A 19,290-nucleotide genomic window follows, 5' to 3' on the forward strand; every position below is an offset into this window, starting at 1 on the left:
TGACTTCGGAGGAGTGTGGGGGCGTGTGTGACACCCGTCAATACGTCGGCTTCCGGCCACGCCCGGCCGCGGGTCTCCCCTACGCGGTCGGCGGCGCCCCGGTGCTGGTGCGCACCACCAGGCTGGTCGCCAGCTCCACCCGGGTCGCCGTGGGCGCCTCCTGCGACGTCGACCGCCCCAGTTCGAGGACCAGCCGTGCGGCCGCCTCGGCCATCTCCGTCAGCGGCTGCCGCACGGTCGTCAGCGGCGGGCCCACCCAGCGGGCCACCGGCAGATCGTCGAAGCCGACCACGCTCACGTCCTCGGGGATGCGCAGCCCCAGCTCACGGGCGGCCTCGTAGCAGCCGAGCGCCTGGAGGTCGTTGCCGGCGAAGACGGCGGTGGGCCGGTCGGGGCGGTCCAGGAGCTCGCGGCCCAGGCGGTAGCCGGTCTCGTGGTGGAAGTCGCCGGTCTTGACCAGCGCCTGGTCGACCGGCAGGCCGGCCGTCTCCAGCGCGGCCCGGTACCCGTCGATCCGGGCCCGGCTGCACATCATCTGCGGCGGCCCGCTGATCGCCCCGATCCGCCGGTGGCCCAGCTCGACCAGATGCCGGGTGGCGGCCAGGCCGCCCTGCCAGTTGGTCGCCCCGATGGACGGCACGTCGGCGCCCGGGTCGCCGGCCGGGTCCATCACGACGAACGGGATGGACCGGCTGGTCAGCAGCGCCCGCTGGGACTCGTCCAGCCCCGACAGCACCAGCACGACCCCGTGCGGGCGGCGGGCGGCGACCTGGTCGGCCCAGGTCCGCCCGGGCGTGAGCCGCCCCGCGCTCTCGCTGAGCACCACGCTCAGTCCGGCGTCCCGCGCCACGTTCTCCACACCCCGGATGACCTCCATCGCCCAGGCGCTCTCCAGCTCGTGGAAGACGAGGTCGATCAGCGGCGAGCGGGTCGCCTCGGCGCGGCGGCGCCGGTAGCCGTGGGCGCGCAGCAACTCCTCGACGCGCGTCCGGGTGGCGGGGGCGACGTCGGCGCGGCCGTTGAGGACCTTCGAAACAGTCGGTGCCGATACGCCGGCCTCGCGGGCGATCTCCGCGAGGGTCGCGGTCTGTGTCGGCCGCGCTTCTGTCCGCGTTTCCACGGGCTCCGAGGGTGTCATGGCGGCGATCGTATCGCCACGCGGCCTCTTGACGAACCTGGTACGACGCCATAGGTTCCCGGAACATTCGAAGTACAGCTCGAAACATTCGTACAGGATGCTCGTAACAGGACCCCAGGTTCACTGGCCCTCTGGTGGCTCACCGACCTCTGACAGGAGTTTCATGACCACCGCCCCCTGGCGTGACCCCGCCCTGCCCGCCGCCGCCCGCGTCGACGACCTCCTCTCCCGGATGACCCTCGAGGAGAAGACCGCCCAGCTGTACGGCGTCTGGGTCGGCGCCGCTACGGACGGCGACGGAGTCGCCCCGCACCAGCACGAGATGACCGCCGACTACGACTGGGACGAGCTGATCTCCCGGGGGCTCGGCCAGCTGACCCGTTCCTTCGGCACCGCGCCCGTCGACCCGGCGCTCGGCGCCCGCGCCCTGGCCCTCGCCCAGCAGCGGATCGCCGCGGCCGGCCGCTTCGGCATCCCCGCGGTCGCTCACGAGGAGTGCCTGGCCGGCTTCACCGCCTGGCGGGCCACCGCCTATCCGGTCCCGCTGGCCTGGGGCGCCGCCTTCGACCCGACGCTGGTGGAGGAGATGGGCCGGGCGATCGGCCGCGACCTGCGCGCGGTCGGCGTCCACCAGGGTCTGGCGCCGGTCCTGGACGTCGTCCGCGATCCGCGCTGGGGGCGCGTCGAGGAGACGATCGGCGAGGACCCGTACCTCGTGGGCACGGTCGGCACGGCCTACGTGCGCGGGCTCGAGTCGGCCGGGATCGTCGCCACGCTCAAGCACTTCGCCGGATACGCCTCCTCGGCGGGCGCCCGCAACCTGGCCCCGGTACGGGCCGGCACCCGGGAGTTCGCGGACGTCACGCTGCCCCCCTTCGAGATGGCGCTGCGCGAGGGCGGCGCCCGCTCGGTGATGGCGGCCTACACCGAACGCGACGGCGTCCCGGCCTCCGCCGACCCCGAACTGCTGACCCGCCTCCTGCGGGAGGAGTGGGGCTTCACCGGCACGGTCGTCGCCGACTACTTCGGCATCGGCTTCCTGCAGACCCTGCACCGGGTCGCGGACACCCCCGAGGAGGCGGCGGGCCTCGCCCTGGCTGCCGGCATCGACGTCGAGCTGCCCACCGTGAAGTACTACGGCGGTTCACTGGTCGCCGCGATCCGCGCGGGCGAGGTCCCGGAGGAACTGGTCGACCGGGCGGCCCGCCGCGTCCTGCTCCAGAAGTGCGAACTGGGCCTGCTCGACGAGGACTGGCGGCCCGAGACCCCCGTGTCGGTCGACCTCGACCCGGCGGCGAACCGGGTCCTGGCCCGCCGGCTGGCCGAGGAGTCGGTGGTGCTGCTGGACAACCCCGACGGCCTGCTGCCCCTCTCCCCCGACGCCCGGGTCGCGGTCGTCGGCCCGCGGGCGGCGGACGCGCTGGCGATGCTCGGCTGCTACTCCTTCCCCTCCCACGTCCTGCCCCACCACCCGGGCGTGGAGAAGGGCATCGAGATCCCGACGCTGCTGGAGTCCCTGCGCGCCGAACTGCCCGACGCGAAGGTGACGTTCACGGAGGGCTGCGGGGTCTCGGACCCGGACCCGTCGGGCATCGCCGAGGCCATCGCGCGCGCCGCGGAGGCGGACGTGTGCGTGGCCGTCCTCGGCGACCGGGCGGGCCTGTTCGGCCGGGGCACCTCGGGCGAGGGCTGCGACGTGGCCGACCTGAACCTGCCGGGCGTCCAGGGCGAACTGCTGGACGGACTGGTGGCGACGGGCGTCCCGGTCGTCCTCGTGCTGCTCACCGGCCGCCCGTACGCGCTGGGCCGCTGGCACGGACGGCTGGGGGCGGTCGTCCAGGCGTTCTTCCCGGGCGAGGAGGGCGGTCCGGCGGTGGCGGGAGTGCTGTCCGGCCGGGTGAACCCCTCGGGCCGCCTCCCGGTGAGCGTGCCGCGCGTGCCGGGCGGACAGCCCTGGACCTACCTCCAGCCTCCGCTGGGCCTGGCGGGCGGGGTCAGCAGCCTGGACCCGACCCCGCTGTACGCCTTCGGACACGGCCGCTCGTACACGGCGTTCGCCTGGGAGGACTTCACGGGGCCCGACGCGGAGATCGCGACGGACGGCTCGTACGACCTGGCCGTCACGGTCCGCAACACCGGCGACCTGGCGGGCGCGGAGGTCGTGCAGCTGTATCTGCACGACCCGGTGGCGAGCGTGACGCGGCCCGACGTCCGGCTGATCGGCTACCGGCGGCTGGAGCTGGCGGCGGGCGAGTCCGCGCGGGTCGCCTTCCGCTTCCACGCGGACCTGTCGGCGTTCACCGACCGCGAGGGCCGGCGGGTCGTCGAACCCGGGAGACTCGAACTGCGGCTGGCGGCGTCCAGCGCGGACGTGCGGGAGGTGGCACGGGTGCGGCTGACCGGGCCGGTGCGCGAGGTGGGCGCCGACCGCCGGCTCCACTGCGACGTGGAGATTCTGCGTAACTGAGGTGCGGCCGCGGGGGGCGTCCGTGTCAGAATCCGCCGACCGTCCGACACGGGACGGGAACGCGACGGGAAGACCATGGACGCCCCCATATCCGGATCCGAAGAACACAGGGCACGCGAGTGGCTGCTCGGCCTCGCCATGGCGGTGCTGGCCTGGCTGCCGAGGGCGGTCACCGGGCCTGCCGTGGTCGTCGCGCTGTACCTCTGGGGACTGAGGTGGCCGGCGGCCATGCTGCTGCTCCTGCTGACGGTCGGCGTCTCCAGATCCGTCACGGCGGTGCACGGCCCGCTGCCCGGGCGGGCCGTACGGCCCGCGGACGAGCCCGAACTGGCCGCGCTGGTCCGGGACGTCGCCGACCGGCTCGACTTCCGGGAGCCGCTCCTCGTCCGCGTCGTGCCCGTCGTCCAGGCGTCCCTGGGCCGCGCGAAGGCCGGCGGTGTGCGCACCCACGTCCTCCTCCTCGGCCTGCCGCTGCTGCGCAACCTGACCGAGGCCCAGCTGGCGTCCGTGATCGCGCACGAGCTGGGGCACCGACGGCACCTGGGAAACCGGCGGCACGTGCTGCTGCGGTTCGCACGCGCACGGCTCGCGGAACGGCTGGAGGGCCGGATCCGCCTCCTGGCGCCGCCGGCCGCCCCGCTGCTGCGCGCCTCCCGGCCCCGGCTCTGGCAGGCGGAGACCGCGGCCGACGCCGACGCGGCCCGCATCGCGGGCTCCGAGGCCACCGCCGAGGCGCTGCGCCGGGCCCGGGCGCTGCACTGCGCCTTCGAGGCGCTGGGTGACCGCTGGCTGGGTGCGCTGGCCGAGGAGGACGCCTGGCCCGAGGACTTCTACGACGCCCTGGACACCGCGGTGCGCGATCCCCACGTCGCCCGCCGGGCCGCCCGCGCCGCCGCCGAGGAGGACGCCGTCGACCCGTACGCCACGGCCGACCACCCGCCCCTCGAGCAGCGTGTGGCGGCGCTGCCGGCCCACCCCGGGACGCCGTACGGCGCGACGCCGCTCACCCTGCGGACCGGGGCGGCCGTCGAGGCCTGGTGCCACGGGCAGCTCGCGGGGCTGGACCACGAACCGGAGCCGGGCGACGAACTGGACCGGGTACGGGTCCTCGACCTGCCCGACGACCGCCTCCGCGAACTCGGCTTCGACTCCCGTCTCGCCCTCCTGGACGCGACCGGCCGGGACAGCTCGACCGAGGCCGTGGCGCACGCCCTGGACGCCCTCGCCGACGGCAGCTGGCCGCGACTGGCCCGCCGCCTCGAACCCGCCCTGCGCCGGGTGCCCGCCGACGCGCGTACGGAGCTCGCCCGCGGCGTCGTGGCCGCCGCCGTCAGCACGCCCTTCGCGGAGGCGCTGTGCACGACGGGCTGGACGTACACCAGCCGCTGGCTCACCGCGGTCGTCACCGCGCCGGACGACGGCAGGGTCGTCGACCTGCACGAACTGCTGTACGAGGCGCTGCGCAGCGGGGACCTCGAACCGGTGCGGGCCCTGTGGGCGTCCGCCGACCCGAAGGAGTGGGCCGTATGACCCGGCCCGGACCGGCCCTGCGCGTCGGCCTGCTCGGCGTGGCCGTCACCCTCGTCGGCTACGCCCTGTTCGCCGCCTGGCTCGGCGTGCACGCCCGGCTCTACGCCGACGCCCTCGACCGGGCCACGGAGACGGCGGTCGGCGTCGTCGTGGAGGACGGCATCGGCGGCGAGGAGGACATCCGCGTGCGCTGGACGGACGACGAGGGCCGCACCCGCGTACAGCGGTTCGGCGTCTACGACACCGACCGCTACGCCAAGGGCGAGGACTTTCCCGTGGCGTACGCCCCCGGCGACTCCCGGGGCTTCCCGGCCGACCCGGACGAGACGGCCGCGGAGGACGATCTGGTCGTCCCGGTCCTCCTGGGCGCGGTGGTCGCGCTCCTGCTGACCCTGGTCTGGGTCCGGCGGGGCCTGCGCTTCCGGCTCACGGCCCGCCTGCCCGGCCGTCCGGCGACGGCCCGCGTCCGCTTCGGCAGCCGCCGGGCGACGACGTGGCGGGGCCCGAGGACGACCTGGCTGGAACTGACGGCGCCGGACGGGACGCGGCACTGGCAGCGGGTCATGTGGCACCCCGCGCTGGAGGAGGGCGGCGCCGGGTTCGAGGTCACCGTCCACGGGGCGACCGCCCACACCACGGGCGACCGCCCGGCCGTCGTCGCCCTGCCCGACGGCACCCGGCTGGTTCCCCTCGGCCGTCTGCGCGACCACCGGCCCCCGTTCACCGTCTTCGACGACCACGAGGCCGTCCGCGCCGACCTGCGGGACGCGTTCGTCCTCCCCGCCGACACGGCCGTACGGCCCGCTCCCCCATGGTGGCGAGGAGCCGTGACGGCCGCGGTCGGCACCGCCGCCGGTACCGCCGTCGGCCTGGTGACGACCGGCGGCTCGCCGACCGGCACGGTGGCGTTCACGCTCTGCGGGGCGACCCTGCTGACGTCCGCGTGGGCCCTGTCGTCGCCCCAGCCGTAGGGGCCGCACCGGGGTGTGGAGCGGCAGGGTGGGAGATGGCGTGTCGAAGATCTGAATAAGATATGAAGCCCACCCGGAGAAGGGCCTCGAGTGAGTGAACCGCCGCGTGGCGTCTGCCCGTTGTGCGGTGCACCCCGGGCCGCGGACGGCGCCCCCGCTTGCGTCTGCGCCCGGCTGGCGTCAGACGCCCACCGCAGCGACCGCACGGCGCAGGCGGCTGCCGCCGAGGACTTCGATCCGGTGCGCATCCGGCCGTTCGTCGTGCTCGGCGACGACGCGGATCCGCAGGACGAGGCGGATCCGCAGGACGGGGCGGATCCCGGCAGTCCGGCCGCACCGGCGACCGCCCGGCGCCCCGGCGAACGGCCGCCCTCCCCAGAACCGGACGAGAGCGGCGAGACCGACGAGGCCGACGACACCGGCGCGGGCGGCGAGGCCGGCACCGGCGGCGGTGAGTTGTCGGAAAGCGGTTCGGCAGGGGTGGGCGAGGGGGCGGGGGCGGGACCGGATGCCTCCGCCGCACCGCTCCCCGGCCGACGCCGTCGCGTACACCTGCTGGTTCTCGCAGGCGTCCTCGCGATCGCCGTGACCGCGGCCGTGCTCGCCGGCTTCCTCGTCTACGACGGCCCCGCGCGGGACGGCTCCCTGGCCGAGGGCGTCCGGGCGCCGGTGCCCGACGTGACGTCCCAGGGCGCGGCGACGACCGGACGGTCGTCCCCCCAGGCCTCCCGGTCGCAGCCGCCGTCGACGCCGTCGGGATCCGCCTCCCCCTCCGACCCCGCTCCCGTCTCCGCCACAGCCTCCGCGCCCGCCTCCCCGTCAGCCGGCCCCTCCTCGAAGCCGTCCGCCGGCGCGACCGGCCCCGCGCCCCCCGGGCCCGGCACGACGGAGTCCGCGCCCCCGGTCCTCCGTCTGGGCGACACCGGCCCCGAGGTCGCCGAACTCCAGGCGCGCCTGCGTCAGACCGGCTCCTACAGCGGCGAGGCCGACGGCGTCTACGACCGCCGGCTCGAGGCCGCGGTGGGCGCCTACCAGCTCACCCGAGCCGTCCTGCAGGACGAGTCCGGCGTCTACGGCCCCGCGACCCGGGCCTCGCTGGAGGCGGAGACGGACGAGCCCTGACCGCCGGGCTCCCGGCCGGCGCCCTCAGTCGTCGCCCTCCACCGTCTCGAACCGCCACCGGTGCACCGCCCGGGTCACCAACCCGCCGTCAGGATCGGGAAGTTCGGGGAGCACGGCGTCGTGGTCGGCGTCCCACCAGGTGATCACCAGTACGCGGTCCTGCGGGCCGCGGAAGGTCTCCCGGCGCAGGGGCCGTTCGGCCAGCTCCTGCGCCCGTGCCCACGCCAGCAGTTCGCCGCCCCGCCCGGCGACCGCCCGGGCCTCCCACATCAGCGCGACGCTCATCCGGTGATCCTCATGAGTACAGGTTGTCCTCGCCGGCCCGGTGCACATGGTCGTGGCCGTGGTCGCGGCCAGGCACATGCGGGTCGGTCACCGGCAGGGACGAGTCCGCCGACAGGTCCCAGCTCGACGCGGCCCGCCCCCGGGCCACCATCTCCGCGCCCAGGGCCGCCACCATCGCGCCGTTGTCCGTGCACAGCTTGGGGCGCGGCACGCGCAGCCGGATGCCGGCCGCTTCGCAGCGCTCCTGGGCCAGGGCCCGCAGCCGGGAGTTGGCGGCCACGCCGCCGCCGATCATCAGGTGGTCGACGCCCTCGTCCTTGCAGGCGCGCACGGCCTTGCGGGTCAGCACGTCCACGACCGCCTCCTGGAAGGAGGCCGCCACGTCACGGACCGGCACGTCCTCGCCCGCCGCGCGCTTCGCCTCGATCCAGCGGGCGACCGCCGTCTTCAGTCCGGAGAAGGAGAAGTCGTAGGCCGGGTCGCGCGGGCCGGTGAGGCCGCGCGGGAACGCGATGGCCGCCGGGTCGCCCTCGCGCGCGTACCGGTCGATGACCGGGCCGCCCGGGAAGCCCAGGTTCAGCACCCGCGCGATCTTGTCGAAGGCCTCGCCCGCCGCGTCGTCGATGGTCGCGCCCATCGGACGGACGTCGGAGGTGATGTCGGTGGACAGCAGCAGGGACGAGTGGCCGCCGGACACCAGCAGGGCCATCGTCGGCTCCGGCAGGGCGCCGTGTTCGAGCTGGTCCACGCAGATGTGGGAGGCGAGGTGGTTGACGCCGTAGAGGGGCTTGCCGAGGGCGTAGGCGTAGGCCTTCGCGGCCGAGACGCCGACCAGGAGGGCGCCGGCGAGGCCCGGACCGGCCGTGACCGCGATGCCGTCGAGGTCCTTCGCGCTCACCCCCGCTTCCTTCAGCGCCCGCTCGACGGTCGGGACCATCGCCTCCAGGTGCGCCCGGGACGCCACCTCGGGCACGACCCCGCCGAAGCGGGCGTGCTCGTCGACGCTGGAGGCGATCGCGTCCGCCAGCAGCGTGGTGCCGCGGACGACGCCGACGCCGGTCTCGTCGCAGGAGGTCTCGATCCCCAGAACGAGGGGTTCGTCAGCCATTGGTCTCGGTTCCTTGTGTTCCGGCTACGGATGTCGTCGGGTCGGTCAGGCGCATCACCAGGGCGTCCACGTTCCCCGGCTGGTAGTAGCCGCGCCGGAAGCCGATGGCCTCGAAGCCGAAGCGCTCGTAGAGCTTCTGGGCGCGGACGTTGTCGATCCGGCACTCCAGCATGACCTCGGCGCACTCGAAGGCGGTGGCCGCGCGCAGCAGCTCCGTCAGGAGGCGGCCGCCGAGGCCGGTGCCCCAGTGGCCGCGGGCGACGGCGATCGTCTGGACGTCGGCGAGGTCGCCGGCGGCGGCGAGCCCCGCGTACCCGACGATCCTCTCGCCGCGGGCGGGATCCCCTTCGGCGCCGGGTTCGACCGCGACGACGTAGCGCCGGGTCGCCTCGGGGCCGCGGGCGTGGGCCAGGTCGGACCAGAACATGCCCCGGGACCAGGCGTCCTCGGGGAAGAGGTCCTTCTCGAGCTCCAGCACGGGTTCGATGTCCCACCAGCGCATCTCGCGCAGCACGGGCTCGCCGGGCGGGTTGACGATGTCGGTCACTTGGGGGTGACCACCTTGTAGTTCTTCGGCACCTGGGCGTCCGGCCGGCGCAGGTAGAGCGGTCGTGGGGCCGGGAGCTCCTCGCCCGCGGCCAGCCTCTCGGCGGCCAGACTCGCGAGCGCGGCGGCGGAGACGTGCTCGGGCTCGTGCGCGTTCGGGAAGGTGTCCGGGTACAGCAGCGCGCCCGCGCCGACGGCGGGCAGCCCGGCCACCTCCTCGGCGATGTCGGCGGGCCGGTCCACGGCAGGGCCCGAGACCCGCGTCCGGGAGTCGGCGTAGCGGGCCCAGTAGACCTCCTTGCGGCGGGCGTCGGTCGCCACGACGAAGGGTCCTCCCAGGTCGGAGGCGTAGGCGAGCCCGTCGAGCGTGCACAGGCCGTACACGGGGACACCGAGCGCGAGCCCGAAGGTGTCGGCGGTCATCAGGCCGACCCGCAGCCCGGTGTAGGGGCCGGGGCCGACGCCGACGACGATCCCGGTCACGGCGTCGAGCCTGAGCCCGGCCCCGGCGAGCAGCCGGTCGACGGCCGGCAGCAGCAGCTCGCCGTGCCGGCGCGCGTCCACCTGGCTCGAGGAGGCGATGACGTCCGTGCCGTCGTGCAGCGCGACGGTGACGGCGGGGGTGGCGGTATCCAGAGCGAGCAAGAGCACGCAAACAGCCTACGGCTCCCGCGCCTCGGCCACGGCCGCGCCGGTCGAAAGGCACGATCACTGCTAACGTCACCGCGAAACGTGACGTACGGGACAGACGGGATAGTCGGCGATGCCAAGCAACAGCTCGACTTTCGTGGCCGGGCTCACCGCGGCGGCCCTGGCGACGGTCGGGTTCCTCGCCTTCCGGGCGTCGGCGAGCGCGCCCGCCGACCCGGGCGAGCGTCAGCGCAGCGACGCCCCCGCGAGGAAGGCCGCCCGGGACACGCGGCACCCGACCGCGCTGCCGGGCGGCTCCGGCAGGGGCAAGCGGGTCGTGTACTCGCTGGACGACGACCGGGTCTGGCTGGTCGGCGGGAACGGCGTGGTCACGCGCACGTTCAAGGTCGCGCCCGGCAGCGTGGACCCGCTCCCGGGCAGCTACGTCGTCACCTCGCGCTCGGGCGCGGTCACCGGCACCGACGGCACGCCCATCGAGCACGTCGTGCGCTTCACCACCAGGAACGACGTGACGATCGGCTTCAGCGCCGCACTGGACGGCTCGATGCCCTCGCCCGACCCGGCCGTGAAGACCGGCGGCATCCGGGAGACCGTCGCGGACGGCGACGCGATGTGGACGTTCGCGACGATCGGACGAGGGATCGTCGTGATCCGGTAGGAGCGATCCGGTGATCCAGTGATCCGGCAGGAGTGATCCGGCAGGAGGGTGATCCGGTGCGGGTGATCCGGTGCGGGTGATCCGCACGGGTGATCCCGCCGGAGTGGGCCGGCGGAGGCGTCAGGCAGCCCTGGGGTGCTCGACCGGCCTTCGCGCGACGTCCGGGTCGGGCAGCCGCGGCGGCGTCGAGACGGCTTCCGCGGCCGCGCAGGAGGCCAGCAGCTCGCGCATCGACACACCGGCGACCGGGGACGGCAGGGAGGGCCGGGGGGTGGGCTCGGGGGCCGGCATGGACGCCTCCTGCGGTTCGGGGGCGGGGCGTAGTTAGGTAGACCTAACTACGAACTTGATACCATGTGACCACGGACAAGACGCCGAACGCAACATTTTGCCGACGTCTTGTCGGAACATTCATCGGCCGGGCCGCATCGGGCCGGGCCCGCGTCCGCCGCGTCAGGCCGACAGCACGGTCAGGTCCGCCGCGGCCCAACGCTTGCCCAGCCCCGTCACCGTCACATGGCGCACCTCGTCCGCGGTGTCGCCGGCGGCCCGGTGGATGCGGAGGTGGAGCCGGTCGTCGGTCAGTTCCTCGACCTTGCCCTCGCCCCACTCCACGACGACCACCGAGTCGGGCAGCGACACGTCGAGGTCGAGGTCCTCCATCTCGTCGAGCCCGCCGCCCAGGCGGTACGCGTCGACGTGGACGAGCGACGGGCCGTCGCCCAGGGAGGGGTGCACCCGGGCGATCACGAAGGTCGGGGAGGTGACCGCGCCCCGGACCCCGAGCCCCTCGCCGAGGCCGCGGGTGAGCGTCGTCTTGCCCGCGCCGAGTTCCCCGCTGAGCATCACGAGGTCGCCGGCGCGCAACAGTTCGGCCAGCCGGCGGCCCAGCTCGCCCATCTGCTCGGGGGAGTCGACGACGATCTGCGCGCGGTTCCCGGCCGGCTCGGGCTCAGCCGGGTTGTGCGGTGCTGCTGGTGCTTCCATAACCGTTCACGGTAGCCCCTGCGGGCACGGCGCCCGCACGGGTGAGCAGGTCGGCGAGCCGGTCGGTGACCACTTCCGGGTGTTCCAGCATCACCAGGTGCCCGGCGTCCGGCACGAGCACCAGCTCCGCCTCCGCCAGCAGGTCGGCGATGGCCTCGCTGTGCTCGCTCGGCGTGACCAGATCCCCGATTCCGGCCAGCACCAGCACCGGCATGTCCGTGAAGGCGGCGAGCGCCTCGGTCTTGTCGTGGTCGGTGAAGGCCGGGTAGAACTCGGCGACCACGTCGATCGGCGTGCCCTCGATCATCCGCTCGGCGAACCGCGCCACCGCCGGGTCCACGTCCCGCGAGGCGAACGAGTACCGCTTGATGATCCCGGCGAACAGGTCGGCGGTGGCCCGCCGCCCCTTCTCCACCAGGGCCGCCTGCTGCCCGAGGGCCTTCAGCACCCCCGGCAGCACCCGCCGTACCGCGTTCACGCCCGCGACCGGCAGCCCGAAGTTCACCTCGCCGAGCCGCCCGGACGAGGTCCCGACGAAGGCGGTGGCCACGACCCGCTCGCGGATCAGCTCGGGGTACAGCGCGGCCAGGGCCATCACCGTCATCCCGCCCATCGAGTGCCCGACGAGCACGATCGGCCCCTCCGGCACGGCCGCGTCGAGGACGGCCTTCAGATCGCGCCCCAGCTGGTCGATGGTGACCGGCACGCCGTCCTGGACCTGGGCGTTGCCGCGCCCGGACCGGCCGTGGCTGCGCTGGTCCCAGTGCACGGTCCGTACGACGCCCCGCAGGGCCGCCCGCTGGAAGTGCCAGGAGTCCTGGTTCAGGCAGTAACCGTGGCTGAAGACCACGGTGACGGGGAGCGGGGCCTTGCGGCCGAAGAGCCTGCGCCGCCGGTTCGCCGGCCCGCCCTGCGGCTCGACGTCGTCGACCTCGTAGTACAGCTCGGTGCCGTCGTCGGCGTACGCCTTGCCCGGAGTGCCGCGGAGCCCGCCGTACGGCCCCGCCGAGTCGAGTGCGAGCCGGGCCTTCGCCCGTATGTCCCGCCCGACGGTCATCCGTTCCAGTGCTACTCCGGCCGCGGCGCCCGCGGCGATCACGCCTATCGCGGCGCCGGCGATGCCGGTCGCCCGGCGCCAGCCTCCGGCCGCCCCCGTGGCGGAGGCGGCGACGACCGCCGTGGCGGCGCTCGCCACCACCTCCGCGCTGCTCTCGCTCACGTACCGCTCCTCTTCGGCCGAAGTCCGTCACCTGACTGCCCGGTTACCCGTCTTGTTGCTCATTCACCTGAGACGGGTGCTGGACGCGTCATTCATTCACATAGACGCGGGGAACCCGCACTCCGATGCGCGTGACGATCTCGTATCCGATGGTTCCGGCCGCCTGCGCCCAGTCCTCCGCCGTGGGCTCGCCGCGGTCGCCGGGGCCGAAGAGGATCGCCTCCGCGCCGGGTCCGGGCTCGTCGCCGCCGAGGTCGACGACGAACTGGTCCATCGCGATGCGGCCGGCGGCCGTCCGCCACTTGCCGCCGACCAGCACCGGGCCGGTGCCGGAGGCGTGCCGCGGCACACCGTCGGCGTACCCGAGGGGCACCAGCCCGAGCGTCGTCTCCCCCGGGGTGACGTAGTGGTGGCCGTAGCTCACGCCGTGGCCGCCCGGGACGTGCTTCACCAGGGCCAGCGAGGCCGCGAGGGTCATCACCGGGCGCAGCCCGAGGTCGGCGGAGGAGCCCAGCTCGGGGCTGGGCGAGACGCCGTACATCGCGATGCCCGGGCGGACGAGGTCGAAGTGGGTCTGCGGGAGCGTGAGCGTGGCCGGGGAGTTGGCGATGTGCCGCACCTCGGGCCGCACGCCCCGTTCCTCGGCGTGCGCCACCATCTCCTGGAAACGGCCGAGCTGAGCGGCGATGGAGGGGTGCCCGGGCTCGTCGGCGCAGGCGAAGTGCGACCACAGGCCGGTGACCCGGAGCAGCCCCTCGCCCTCGGCGCGCAGGGCCTGCGCCACCAGCTCGGGCCAGTCGCCGGGCTGGCACCCGTTGCGTCCGAGTCCGGTGTCGGCCTTGAGCTGCACCCGGGCGGTCCGGCCCGCGGCCCGCGCCGCCTCCTCGACCTCCCGCAGCGCCCAGAGCCCGCTCACGGACACGTCGAGGCCGGCTTCGACGGCCTCCCGCCAGGGGCCGCCCGGAGTCCACAGCCAGCACATGATCCTGACGTCGGCCGGCAGTCCGCCGTCCGCGCGCAGGGCCAGGGCCTCCTCGGGCGTGGCGGTGCCCACCCAGGTGGCGCCTGCCTCGACGGCCGCGCGGGCGCACGGCACAGCCCCGTGTCCGTACCCGTCGGCCTTCACCACGGCCATGAACGCCGCCCCCGGCGCCTTGGCACGCAGGGTCCGCACATTGGCCCGCAGCGCGGCCAGGTCGATCTCGGCACGGGCACGCGACGGGGCGGCGGGCAGGTCGGCAGTCTCACTCATCGCGCCCAGTGTCTCAGAGCGCCCGGACAACCCTTCCGCTGCCGGGCCACTGCCCCCGCCCGCAGACCCGGTCGCCCTTCTTCGGACGCCCCCGGCCCCGCGGGCCTTCCGACGGAAGAGAATCGGGGCCGACGCGCCGGTCTTCGGGCTCGCCGTCCTCGCCTCGAACGCCCTGACCGACCTCGTGATGTCCCCGGCACCGCACGTGACAGGTGCTTCCCGGTCCTCGTCCCGGTCGTCGGCCACGGGCTTCGCGAGGCGAGGGAGGCCCTGGCGAGGCGCCGGACCGACCGAGCCCGGCGCCTCGGCCTGCCGCCGCCCGCTCCCTCACGCCCCGTCAGTCCCGTACGTCCCTCCAGGCCTGCTGGATCGCCTCGGCCACGTCATGGGCGCCCACCGGCGCGCCGTGTGCGGCGAAGCGTCCGGCGAGGCCGTGCAGGTACGCGCCCGCGCTCCCCGCGTCCAGCGCGCTCAGCCCGGCCGCCAGCAACGAGCCCGCGAGCCCCGACAGGACGTCCCCGCTCCCGGCGGTGGCCAACCAGGCCGTTCCGGTGGCGTTGACCCGGACCACGCCCGCGCCCCCCGCGTCGGCGACCAGCGTCGTCGATCCCTTCAGCAGCACGGTCGCCCGGTACCGCGCCGCCAGCTCCCGCGCCGCGGCCAGCCGGGCCCCCTCGACCTCCTCGCGCGCCACCCCCAGCAGTGCGGCCGCCTCCCCGGCGTGCGGCGTCATCAGCGTCGGCGCGGTACGCCCCCGCACCGCTGCGGCGTCCGCCAGCCGCAGCCCGTCGGCGTCGACGAGCACCGGCACCTCGGCGGCCAGCACCTCGGCCACCGTCGCCGCGTCGTCCCCGGCGCCCGGCCCGACGACCCACGCCTGCACCCGCCCGGCCTGCTTCGGCCCCTGGTCGGACACGAGCGTCTCGGGGAACCGCGCGACGACCGCGTCCCCGGCCGGACCGACGTACCGCACGGCCCCCGCCCCGCCGCGCAGCGCCCCGGCGACGGCCAGCACGGCGGCCCCCGGATAGCGGGCGGACCCGGCGGCGATCCCCACGACGCCCCGCCGGTACTTGTCGCTCTCGCCGCCCGGCGTCGGCAGCAGGGCGGCCACGTCCGCGTGCTGCAGGGCCTCCAGCTCGGGCACGGCGGGCAGTTCGCCGCCGAGCCCGATGTCGACGAGTCGCACCGAGCCCGCGTACTCGCGTGCGGGGTCGACGAGCAGCCCCGGCTTGTGGACGCCGAAGGTGACGGTCAGGTCGGCGCGGATCGCGCTCCCGTGGACCTCTCCGGTGTCGGCGTCGACGCCGCTGGGCAGATCGACGGCGACGACGGCGGCCCGTACGTCGTCGACGAGGTCGGCCAGTGCGGCCGCCTCCGGCCGCAGGCCGCCCTTGCCGCCGATCCCGACGATGCCGTCGAGCACGAGGTCGGCCCGCCGCACGACGTCTCCGGCGCCGCCCGGGACGACCGTGCGTCCGCCCGCGCGCAACAGGGCGGCCAGTCCCGCGCCGTGGGTCCGCTCCGGCGCCAGCAGCACCGCGGTGACCCCCGCGCCGCGCCGGGCGAGGCGCGCGCCGGCGTACAGGGCGTCGCCCCCGTTGTCCCCGCTGCCGACCAGCAGGACGACCCGCCGCCCGTACACCCGGCCCAACAGGTCCGCGCAGGCGGCGGCGAGCCCGGCGGCGGCCCGCTGCATGAGGGCCCCTTCAGGGACCCGGGCCATCAGCTCCCGCTCGGCACGGCGGACGGTCTCGACGCAGTAGGCAGTACGCATACGTCGAGTCTGCCCCGGCCCGCCCCGCCGCCGCACGCGGTCGGCTCACCCCTCGGCGACCACCACCGCCGAGGCGACGCCCGCATCATGACTCAACGACACATGCCATCCCGTGACGCCCAGTTCGGCCGCCCGCGCGGCGACGCTGCCGCGCACCCGCAGCCGAGGCCGCCCGCTGTCCTCGACGTACACCTCCGCGTCGGTCCACAGCAGCCCGGGCGGCGCCCCCAACGCCTTGGCGAGCGCCTCCTTCGCCGCGAACCGCGCCGCCAGCGAGGCGACCCCCCGGCGCTCCCCGCTGGGCAGCAGCAGCTCGCTCTGCACGAACAGCCGCTGGGCGAGTCCCGGCGTCCGTTCCAGCGACGCCGCGAACCGCTCGATCTCGGCCACGTCGATACCGACCCCGATGATGCTCATGCCGAGCACCCTAAGGCCGCGCCGTCACAGCCCCCTGCTAGCCTGCGGCGACTTGATCACGTCAAGTCGGAAGCACGTCGGAAACAGACTTCCACCGCCGCGCGCCCTGGGGGGCCAGCCCGCGCGCCGCGGACGGGCGACGCCAGGGGGCGGGGGCATGACCAGCACGACCAGCGGCACGACCAACGGCAGACCGCCGGGCTCTTCGGGGCCGACCTTCGACCCGTACGACAACACGCCCGAGCTGGTGCCGCTGCGCACCGCCGCGCAGGCCGGGGACTGGCCGGCCGTCCGGGCCTACTTCGCCGGGCTCGGCTCGGCCGACCGGCTCACCACGGCCGCCGGCCTCCTCGCCGACATCCCGGGCGTCGAGAACTTCCTGGAGCGAGCGGCCGCCGAGCTGCCCGGCGACCCGCTGCCGCGGACGCTGCTCGCCGAGCGGTACATCCACATCGGCTGGGACATCCGCAGCGGCGCCCGCGCCCAGCACGTCTCCCGCGACCAGTTCGCCCAGTTCCACGACTGGCTGCGCCGGGCCGAGCTGCTGCTGATCGAGGTGTGCGCCGAGCAGCCCGCGTACGCGCCCGCCTGGACCGCCCGGCTGCTGACCGCGCGCGGTCTGCAGCTGGGGCAGGCCGAGGCGCGCCGCCGCTACGACCGGCTGTCCGCCCACCACCCCCACCACTACCGCGCCCAGACGCAGCTGCTCCAGCAGCTGTGCCCGAAGTGGGGCGGCTCCTGGGAGGCGGCGCACGGCTTCGCGCGGGAGTGCGCGACCGCCGCGCCCGACGGGTCGGTCTCCGGCTCCCTGGTCGCTCTCGCGCACATCGAGCACTGGCTGGAGCTGGACAGCGGCGAGGACGCGGCCTACATGCGGGGCCTGCCGGTCCGCGACGACCTGCGCCACGCCGCCCAGGTGTCCGTGCTGCACGCCGATCACCGGCCCGACTGGAACACGATCGGCGCGCACAACGCGTTCGCGTTCGCCTTCTCGCTCGGCAACCACTGGCAGGACGCGGCCCCGCACTTCGCCTTCCTCGGCGACCGCGCGTCGGAGTTCCCCTGGCAGTACCTGCCCGACAGGACGACGGCGTTCCTCAAGACCCGCAAGGTGGCTCTGGAAGCCCGAGGAGGCGCCCACCGATGACCACGAACCTCCACGAGCAGGACGGCCTCGACGGCATCGAGGGCCTCGCCGCCCTCAGCGGTCTGGTCTCCCACACCACCACCGACCACATCCCCACCCTCTACGCCCCCGCCTCGGGCAAGGAGATCACCGCCGGTCTCTTCTTCCGGGTGGGCCGCGCCGACGAGACCCTGGCCACCGCCGGCGTCACCCACCTCGTCGAGCACCTCGCCCTGCACCGCCTCGGCCTGTCCGACCTGCACTACAACGGCGCGACGGCGAACACGTACACCCTGTTCCACGTCACCGGCAGCGAGGAGGAGGTCGTCAGGTACCTCAACAGCGTGTGCGCGGGACTGCGGGACCTGCCGATGCAGCGGCTGGAGACCGAGAAGGAGATCCTGCGCACGGAGGCCGCCGGCCGCGGCGGCGGACCCCAGCACCAGATGCCGCTGTGGCGCTACGGCGCCCAGAGCTACGGTCTGTCCAGCTACAGCGAGCTCGGCACCTGGAGCCTGACGCCCGAACAGGTCCGCCACTGGGCCGAGACCCGCTTCACCAGGGACAACGCGGTGCTGTGGATCACCAGCGACCACGTCCCCGACGGCCTGGACCTCACCCTCCCGCAGGGCTCCCGCTTCCCCGCGCCGGCCCCGACCAGCGCCCTGCCCACCACCCCCGCGTTCATCAGGGGCGACGACGGTCACGTGGTCCTCACCTCGGTGCTGCGCCGCTCCACCGCGGCCAACGTCTTCGCGGACGTCCTCGGCCGGGCCCTCTTCCAGGACCTGCGCCAGGAGGGCGGCTTCTCCTACACCGCGGAGGCCGACTACACCCCGCGCGACGCCGGCTTCGCGACCCTCACCGCGTACGCCGACGCCCTTCCGCAGAAGCAGGACGCGGTCGTCGGCGGCTTCGTCGACACCCTCGCCCGGCTGCGCGCCGGCCGTATTGAGCAGGCCGAGCTGGACTCCGTCCGCGGCAAGCTCCTCAAGATGTACGACACCCCCGACCTGGGCGCCGCCACCCTGCCCTCGTACGCGCTGAGCCTGCTGCTCGGGCACCGCATCCTCACCCCCGAGCAGCACAAGGCGGAGCTGAACGCGGTGACGACGCGGGATCTGCACGAGGTCGCCCGGGAGGCCTGGGACAACGCGCTCCTGCAGGTGCCGGGCCACGGCGTCGAGTGGGCGGGCCCGACCCTCGCCCCGCAGGTCTCGACGGCCGCGGTCACCGGCACCCGCCACCAGTCCCTGGAGTCCGAGGACGTCACCCTGGTCATCGGCTCCGAGGGGGTGAGCCTGCTGACCCCCGGGGGCCCGATCACCGTGCGCTACGACGCCTGCGCGGCGATGACCACCCGTCCCGACGGCGGCCGCGTCCTCACCGGCCACGACGGCTTCTCGGTCACCGTGGAGCCGACCCTCTACCGGGGTGTCACGGCGGACCGGATCGCGGCGCTGGACGCGGCCGTGCCCGCGCGGGCGAGGGTGCCGATGCCGGCCCGCGAGCCCGACCACATCCCGCAGCCACGCCCGCGGGCCTCCGCCGCGGCGGCCGGCGGCCGCTCGACCTGGGGCTGGACCACCGCCTTGTGGCTCGTCGGCCTGCTCGCGGCGGCCTGGGGCCTGCTGTGCGCGGTGGTCACGGCCGACGAGGCCTCGGCCGCCGCCCCGGAGTGGGAGGCGGTCGTGGGCGTCTGGATCCTGGAGGCGCCGCTGGTCTTCGCGACCTGGAAGGTGTTCGCCGCACGACGGCAGCGCAGGCGCCCCTGACGCCCGCCTGGGCCGCTCCCGGACACCATCGAGGCACTCCGAGAACGGCCTGGCAGGCGCACCAAACCCGTCGGCCGGACCGGCGGACCAGGCACGGGGGCCAAGCGGGGCGGCCCGGACACGCAGGCCAGGCGCCCGGGCCAGACCGGCAGGCCAGGCACGCGGGCCAGACCACCGGACCAGACACGCGGGCCAGACCGGCGGACCAGCCGCGCGGGCTTCCGCAGGGCGGGCGCGCGGCCCCGGCTGGCCGGGGCCGGA

At 75.1% G+C, this 19,290-nt stretch carries 18 protein-coding genes; 7 read left to right on the plus strand and 11 right to left on the minus strand.

What is annotated here, in order from left to right; translation table 11 throughout:
* Window positions 1-79: 79 nt before the first annotated feature.
* A complete protein-coding gene (locus tag ACZ7DE_RS03310; protein ID WP_470757382.1) occupies window positions 80-1,138 on the minus strand; it encodes a LacI family DNA-binding transcriptional regulator in 1,059 nt (352 codons plus the stop codon).
* Window positions 1,139-1,301: 163 nt separating this feature from the next.
* Here ACZ7DE_RS03310 and ACZ7DE_RS03315 point away from each other — a divergent pair, with 163 nt between their 5' ends.
* The 4 genes from ACZ7DE_RS03315 (at window position 1,302) to ACZ7DE_RS03330 (ending at window position 7,228) form a co-directional block, all read left to right on the plus strand.
* Window positions 1,302-3,605 (plus strand): beta-xylosidase/alpha-l-arabinosidase, encoded by a 2,304-nt coding sequence (locus tag ACZ7DE_RS03315; protein WP_470757384.1) that lies wholly within the window; start codon window positions 1,302-1,304, stop codon window positions 3,603-3,605.
* 75 nt (window positions 3,606-3,680) lie between these two features.
* Window positions 3,681-5,135 (plus strand): M48 family metalloprotease, encoded by a 1,455-nt coding sequence (locus ACZ7DE_RS03320; RefSeq protein WP_470757386.1) that lies wholly within the window; start codon window positions 3,681-3,683, stop codon window positions 5,133-5,135.
* The gene (locus ACZ7DE_RS03325) at window positions 5,132-6,106 is read left to right on the plus strand and encodes a hypothetical protein (RefSeq protein WP_470757388.1); all 975 of its coding nucleotides are present in this window, start codon (window positions 5,132-5,134) and stop codon (window positions 6,104-6,106) included. The genes ACZ7DE_RS03320 and ACZ7DE_RS03325 overlap by 4 nt, the downstream gene beginning before the upstream one ends.
* Before the next feature lie 90 nt (window positions 6,107-6,196).
* Complete coding sequence (locus tag ACZ7DE_RS03330) at window positions 6,197-7,228, plus strand: peptidoglycan-binding domain-containing protein (protein ID WP_470757390.1); 1,032 nt, start codon at window positions 6,197-6,199, stop codon at window positions 7,226-7,228.
* Window positions 7,229-7,252: 24 nt separating this feature from the next.
* Here ACZ7DE_RS03330 and ACZ7DE_RS03335 read toward each other — a convergent pair whose 3' ends face one another.
* Genes ACZ7DE_RS03335 through tsaB form a run of 4 tightly spaced genes read right to left on the minus strand, consistent with a single transcriptional unit; the run spans window position 7,253 to window position 9,818 of the window.
* Window positions 7,253-7,513 (minus strand): hypothetical protein, encoded by a 261-nt coding sequence (locus tag ACZ7DE_RS03335; protein ID WP_470757392.1) that lies wholly within the window; start codon window positions 7,511-7,513, stop codon window positions 7,253-7,255.
* Window positions 7,514-7,523: 10 nt separating this feature from the next.
* Window positions 7,524-8,621, minus strand: coding sequence for a tRNA (adenosine(37)-N6)-threonylcarbamoyltransferase complex transferase subunit TsaD (gene tsaD / locus ACZ7DE_RS03340; protein ID WP_470757394.1), 1,098 nt, complete (start codon window positions 8,619-8,621; stop codon window positions 7,524-7,526).
* The gene (rimI, locus tag ACZ7DE_RS03345; protein ID WP_470757984.1) at window positions 8,614-9,123 is read right to left on the minus strand and encodes a ribosomal protein S18-alanine N-acetyltransferase; all 510 of its coding nucleotides are present in this window, start codon (window positions 9,121-9,123) and stop codon (window positions 8,614-8,616) included. Before rimI ends, tsaD begins: the two co-directional genes overlap by 8 nt.
* 41 nt (window positions 9,124-9,164) lie before the next feature.
* Window positions 9,165-9,818: a tRNA (adenosine(37)-N6)-threonylcarbamoyltransferase complex dimerization subunit type 1 TsaB gene (tsaB, locus tag ACZ7DE_RS03350; RefSeq protein ID WP_470757398.1), complete on the minus strand. Its 654-nt coding sequence runs from the start codon at window positions 9,816-9,818 to the stop codon at window positions 9,165-9,167.
* Between the two features lie 112 nt (window positions 9,819-9,930).
* Here tsaB and ACZ7DE_RS03355 point away from each other — a divergent pair, with 112 nt between their 5' ends.
* A complete protein-coding gene (locus ACZ7DE_RS03355) occupies window positions 9,931-10,476 on the plus strand; it encodes a hypothetical protein (RefSeq protein ID WP_470757401.1) in 546 nt (181 codons plus the stop codon).
* Window positions 10,477-10,596: 120 nt separating this feature from the next.
* On the opposite strand, the gene ACZ7DE_RS03360 is transcribed toward ACZ7DE_RS03355, so the two are convergent.
* The 6 genes from ACZ7DE_RS03360 to ACZ7DE_RS03385 form a co-directional block, all read right to left on the minus strand.
* A complete protein-coding gene (locus tag ACZ7DE_RS03360; RefSeq protein ID WP_470757403.1) occupies window positions 10,597-10,767 on the minus strand; it encodes a hypothetical protein in 171 nt (56 codons plus the stop codon).
* 162 nt (window positions 10,768-10,929) lie between these two features.
* Window positions 10,930-11,463: a tRNA (adenosine(37)-N6)-threonylcarbamoyltransferase complex ATPase subunit type 1 TsaE gene (gene tsaE, locus ACZ7DE_RS03365; RefSeq protein WP_470757405.1), complete on the minus strand. Its 534-nt coding sequence runs from the start codon at window positions 11,461-11,463 to the stop codon at window positions 10,930-10,932.
* A complete protein-coding gene (locus ACZ7DE_RS03370; RefSeq protein ID WP_470757407.1) occupies window positions 11,429-12,682 on the minus strand; it encodes an alpha/beta fold hydrolase in 1,254 nt (417 codons plus the stop codon). Before ACZ7DE_RS03370 ends, tsaE begins: the two co-directional genes overlap by 35 nt.
* An 88-nt stretch (window positions 12,683-12,770) precedes the next feature.
* Window positions 12,771-13,934, minus strand: coding sequence for an alanine racemase (alr, locus tag ACZ7DE_RS03375; RefSeq protein ID WP_470757410.1), 1,164 nt, complete (start codon window positions 13,932-13,934; stop codon window positions 12,771-12,773).
* 337 nt (window positions 13,935-14,271) lie between these two features.
* Window positions 14,272-15,711, minus strand: a complete 1,440-nt coding sequence (locus ACZ7DE_RS03380; protein ID WP_470757412.1) for an NAD(P)H-hydrate dehydratase — start codon at window positions 15,709-15,711, stop codon at window positions 14,272-14,274.
* Window positions 15,712-15,756: 45 nt separating this feature from the next.
* Window positions 15,757-16,128 carry a holo-ACP synthase gene (locus tag ACZ7DE_RS03385; protein WP_470757414.1) on the minus strand — a complete coding sequence of 124 codons (372 nt, stop codon included), beginning with the start codon at window positions 16,126-16,128 and terminating at the stop codon, window positions 15,757-15,759.
* A 157-nt stretch (window positions 16,129-16,285) separates the two neighbouring features.
* Here ACZ7DE_RS03385 and ACZ7DE_RS03390 point away from each other — a divergent pair, with 157 nt between their 5' ends.
* Together ACZ7DE_RS03390 and ACZ7DE_RS03395 are read left to right on the plus strand one after the other, a co-directional pair.
* A complete protein-coding gene (locus tag ACZ7DE_RS03390; protein WP_470757416.1) occupies window positions 16,286-17,275 on the plus strand; it encodes a hypothetical protein in 990 nt (329 codons plus the stop codon).
* Window positions 17,272-19,029 (plus strand): M16 family metallopeptidase, encoded by a 1,758-nt coding sequence (locus ACZ7DE_RS03395; RefSeq protein WP_470757418.1) that lies wholly within the window; start codon window positions 17,272-17,274, stop codon window positions 19,027-19,029. The genes ACZ7DE_RS03390 and ACZ7DE_RS03395 overlap by 4 nt, the downstream gene beginning before the upstream one ends.
* The last annotated feature ends 261 nt before the right edge of the window (window positions 19,030-19,290 follow it).

The organism is Streptomyces sp. NPDC037083 (assembly GCF_055606485.1).